Genomic DNA, 4896 nt, shown 5'->3' on the forward strand with positions numbered 1-4896 from the left:
AGGAATATCGTATAGTCAAACACAAAATGGAGCCTATGCTTTAATTTTGAATGAAGTAGATGGCGACAGACAATTACCTATTGTTATTGGTGCCTTTGAAGCACAATCAATTGCTATTGCTTTAGAAAAAGAAATTACGCCACCGCGTCCTTTAACACACGATTTATTCAAAACCATCGCAGAAAAATATGAAATCATAATTACTCAAGTGATTATTCATAAATTAGTAGACGGTGTTTTTTATTCCAGTATTGTTTGCGAAAAAGAAGCAAAAGAAGAAGTAATCGATGCGAGAACGTCTGATGCAATTGCGTTAGCCTTACGATTTAACGCACCTATATTTACCTACAAAAACATATTAGATAAAGCTGGAATTTTCTTAAATAAAAACAAACAAGAATTACATTCAGACGAAGAAATAGATGACGATGATATACTTTCTGAACCTGAAGTATATGGCGAAGAAGAACCGCAAAACATATATTCAAAATTTTCCATTCAAGAATTACATAATTTATTAGAAGAAGCTATTCAAAATGAAGATTACGAAAAAGCAGCCCTAATAAAAGCAGAAATCGATAGAAAATAATCACCAATCAAAATACTACAAAATGAACATAAAATTAAAATTAACTATTGTAAGTTTTTTACAATTATTTGTATGGGGTGCCTGGTTAACTACCTTGGCAAGTTATGGATTTGGCTTTAAACAATGGTCTGGTGCCGAGTTTGGTATTGTGTTTTCTACATTAGGAATTGGTTCCATAATTATGCCACCCATTTCTGGAATTATCGCAGATAAATATTTGAATCTTGAAAAATTATACGGAATTCATCATATATTATATGGTATCATTTTACTTTTTTTACCTGCCATTGATAGCCCATCTACTTTCTTTTGGGTATTACTAATAGGAATGCTGTTTTATATGCCAACGTTGTCGTTGTCAAACTCGCTTTCTTACGCCGTTCTTAAAAAATTTAATTTTAATGTTATTAAAGATTATCCGCCTATTCGAGTTTGGGGAACTATCGGTTTTATAGCAGCTATGTGGTGTACTAATCTTTTTAGTAATGTAAATCCGCCTTTTTCTTTCGGGATTGGAGTAGGAAAAGCGATTGCTTCTATAACCAATATGCCAGTAGAATGTAATCAGTTTTATATGGCTTCTTTTTTCGCAATTGTATTAGGGATTTTTTCGTTCACTTTGCCAAAAATTGAACCAATAAAAGACGAAAGTAAGAACAGAACATTCTCTCAAATTTTCGGTTTAGATGCGTTTAAATTGTTTAAAGAATCTAAAATGGCTATGTTTTTTATCTTTAGTATGTTTTTAGGAGCGGCTTTACAATTAACCAATATGTATGGCGAAACCTATATTAAAGATTTTGAAAACGTACCAAAATATGCAGAAACTTTTGTGGTAAAATCGGCAAATATTGTGTTGTCTATTTCTCAAATTTCTGAAACCATATTTATTTTAGCCATTCCGTTTTTCTTACGCCGATATGGAATTAAAAAAGTAATGCTTTTCAGTTTAATTGCTTGGGTATTGCGTTTTGGATTTTTCGCTTATGGCGATCCAATTGGAAGTTTATGGATGATAATTATGTCGAATATCGTGTACGGATTGGCGTTCGATTTCTTCAATATTTCAGGTTCACTTTTCGTGGAAACCACAACCGATTCTAAAATCCGTTCCTCTGCACAAGGATTATTTATGATGATGACTAACGGTTTCGGAGCGATTTTAGGAAGTTTAGGAAGTGGATTTTTAATTGACACTTATTTTACAACTGCAAACGGAAAAGACTGGCATAACATTTGGCTAACATTTGCAGTTTATGCTTTAATAATTACTGTTGCATTTGCAATTTTATTTAAACACAAACACAATCCAAAAGACGTAGAGGCTTTTAATCATTAATTGGGTAAAAGGTTAAGGGTTTTTGGTAAAAGGTTTTAAAAGATAATTTTTTATTTCAGAATGAGAAATTTTAGAGAATTAGATATTTGGAAAGAGAGTAGATTGCTTGTGGCTGCTACTTATATGAATATGAAGCAAATGCCAGACGATGAAAAGTTTGGATTGACTTCACAAATAAAACGTTCTGTAATATCTATTCCATCTAACATTGCCGAAGGATGTGCTAAAAGTTCAGATAAAGATTTATGTAGATTTTTAGAAATTAGTTTAGGTTCTTGTTTTGAATTAGAAACCCAATTAATATTGTGTTCAGATATAAATTATTTAGATGAAAACATAGTTTCAAAACAAATTGAATCCATTCAAATACTTGAAAAAAGAATTGCCTCTTTTTTATCTTATTTAAAAAATAAACCGAATACCAAAAACCCTTAACCCTATACCCAACACCTTAAACCCATATAGATGAAACAATATCACGATTTAGTAAAACACGTTTTAGCAAACGGAACTCAAAAAGGCGACCGAACAGGAACTGGAACCATTAGTGTTTTTGGTTACCAAATGCGTTTTGATTTAAGTGAAGGTTTTCCTATGGTAACCACTAAAAAGTTACATTTAAAATCGATTATTCACGAATTGCTTTGGTTTTTAAAAGGCGAAACTAATATTGCCTATTTACAAGAAAATGGTGTAAAAATTTGGGATGCTTGGGCAGATGAAAATGGTAATTTAGGACCCGTATATGGGCACCAATGGAGAAATTGGAATAGTGAAGAAATCGATCAAATTACCGAATTAATCGAAACCTTAAAAACCAATCCGAATAGCCGTAGAATGTTAATTTCAGCTTGGAATCCTTCTGTTTTACCAGATACTACCGTTTCGTTTTCAGAAAATGTGGCGAATGGAAAAGCAGCTTTACCGCCTTGTCACGCGTTTTTTCAGTTTTATGTTTCAGATGGGAAATTATCGTGTCAGTTGTACCAACGTAGTGCTGATATTTTCTTAGGCGTACCGTTTAACATTGCTTCGTATGCCTTATTTACGATGATGGTAGCACAAGTTTGTGGGTTAGAAGCGGGCGAATTTATCCACACTTTTGGAGACGCACATATTTACAACAATCATATAGAACAAGTGAATTTACAATTGAGCCGTGAGCCAAGAAAATTACCAATAATGAAATTAAACCCAAATGTAACCAACATTTTCGATTTCACTTTTGACGATTTCACGTTGGAAGGCTACGACCCGCACGAGCATATTAAAGGTGCAGTTTCGGTTTAGAAAAAAAATATTAAACACATAATAATTGAGCAAAGCTACTTGAAAATAGGAGGATATGCTCAACTAAATAACAAAAAACTGAGCATATAAACAAGTTAGTGGCAATTTTTGCACGTTCATAAATAAGAATATACTTCTTGTAACAATTTAAATATAAATTCGTCTTACGTTTTTTAAAACATATAAATATGACGCCCAAATTCAAAAGAAGATTTAAACGCACCTCGATAGTAGTAGTGATATTGTTTGTATTAATTACTAGATTTTTTGCGTCTTCAGTTTTAGGAGAACCATTCTTTGGTGAGACTATAACAAATTTGTTCAGTGCAAAAGAGAAACCAGTTCTTTTATCACAAGGAGATTTAGGAATGTTAAAAAGCGCTATTCATCCTATTACGATTGAAAGCACTAAAAATGACAGTTTACAATTTGATTTTTTAAATGAGAAACTAAAGGACGTTGACGTTATAGGACTTGGAGAAGCAACTCACGGAACAAAAGAGTTTTTTGAACTCAAAAACAAGATGTTTAAATATTTAGTTGAACACCATGATGTAAAACTATTTGGTATTGAGGCAAATTTTGCCGCTTGCTATGATATTAACAAGTATATTCTAACTGGAGAAGGAAATGCAAAAGAAGCATTATCAAGAAATGGCTATTGGGTTTGGCAAACACAAGAGGTATTAGATTTAATTGAGTGGATGAAAGACTACAATAAAGACAAAACATCAAATCAAAAAATTCAATTTTATGGTTACGACATGCAAGATGCTACATCTTGCATTGTCTGGCTTGACAATTATCTAAGTAAAAATAGTCCTAGCTTTAATAGGAATCTGCTACCTGAAAAAATTGATGAAAACAAAGCTACATTAGGAGAGTTAGACGATAAAGCATTAGACGAAATGCAAAAAACAAATTTGAATAAGTTAGAGAATCTAGAAGAATTTGTTTTGAGCAAAGAAACAGCATTGTTTAAAAAGGATTCGACAGACTATAAATTCGCTAAGCAAACCATTGCTGTACTTAGACAAAAATTAAATTATTTCAGAGAGCAAGATTTCAATACTGCATTTTCATTTAGAGATAGCTCTATGACACAAAATATAAAATGGATTAGAGAAAGCAATAACAATGGTAAAATAATGCTTTGGGCTCATAACGGACATATTGGAAGGGGCTCGTTTTCTGAAGATTTAAAATCAGGTAATTGGATGGGATGGCATTTGAGTAACTTATATGGAAAAAAATATTACAACGTTGGTTTCAGTTTTAGCGAAGGTGGTTTTGTTTCGCAAAGTCCTTCATCAACAAATCTTTTTTACTTAATGTATAGTTTTACTAAAAGCATCTTCAAAAATGAACCTTGGCCAGTAGCGAATAACTATGTTAAACCACACCCCAAAAGTTATTTGACAAATGCTTTTTCACAACTGAAAACACCAATATTTTATATCGACTTTGAAGATATTTCAAATAAAAAAAGCTTAAAAGACTTTGTAAATAAAGACTATGAGCATTATGAGGCAGGAGCAGTTTATATCAATGAAAAATCTGCACTTTGGTCAACCAATCTTTATGAATATTTTGACGCCATAATATACGTGGATAAAACAAAGCCCGCAGAAAATTTTAACTTGGGAAAAATTGCCAAATAGAAAAACAGCCACTAACA

General features: G+C 32.1%; 5 protein-coding genes. All 5 read left to right on the top strand.

Annotated elements, in window-relative coordinates; all coding sequences use genetic code 11:
• On the top strand, positions 1-589 hold a 589-nt coding region (locus ACIQ11_RS08785; protein WP_396154270.1), incomplete at its 5' end, for a bifunctional nuclease domain-containing protein.
• Positions 590-611: 22 nt separating this feature from the next.
• Positions 612-1928 (top strand): nucleoside permease, encoded by a 1317-nt coding sequence (locus ACIQ11_RS08790; protein ID WP_396154271.1) that lies wholly within the window; start codon positions 612-614, stop codon positions 1926-1928.
• Between the two features lie 60 nt (positions 1929-1988).
• Entirely contained in the window at positions 1989-2363 is a 375-nt protein-coding gene (locus tag ACIQ11_RS08795; protein WP_396154272.1) for a four helix bundle protein, read from the top strand.
• 30 nt (positions 2364-2393) lie between these two features.
• Positions 2394-3218 (top strand): thymidylate synthase, encoded by an 825-nt coding sequence (locus tag ACIQ11_RS08800; protein WP_291240924.1) that lies wholly within the window; start codon positions 2394-2396, stop codon positions 3216-3218.
• A gap of 188 nt (positions 3219-3406) precedes the next feature.
• Complete coding sequence (locus ACIQ11_RS08805; RefSeq protein WP_396154273.1) at positions 3407-4879, top strand: erythromycin esterase family protein; 1473 nt, start codon at positions 3407-3409, stop codon at positions 4877-4879.
• The last annotated feature ends 17 nt before the right edge of the window (positions 4880-4896 follow it).

Origin of the sequence: Flavobacterium sp. (assembly GCF_044361065.1) — a bacterium.
Taxonomy (GTDB): Bacteria; Bacteroidota; Bacteroidia; order Flavobacteriales; family Flavobacteriaceae; genus Flavobacterium.

Coding starts and splice junctions, on each gene's coding strand:
- ACIQ11_RS08790 (WP_396154271.1), top strand. CDS start 612: ATGAACATAAAATTAAAATTAACTATTGTAAGTTTTTTACAATTATTT.
- ACIQ11_RS08795 (WP_396154272.1), top strand. CDS start 1,989: ATGAGAAATTTTAGAGAATTAGATATTTGGAAAGAGAGTAGATTGCTT.
- ACIQ11_RS08800 (WP_291240924.1), top strand. CDS start 2,394: ATGAAACAATATCACGATTTAGTAAAACACGTTTTAGCAAACGGAACT.
- ACIQ11_RS08805 (WP_396154273.1), top strand. CDS start 3,407: ATGACGCCCAAATTCAAAAGAAGATTTAAACGCACCTCGATAGTAGTA.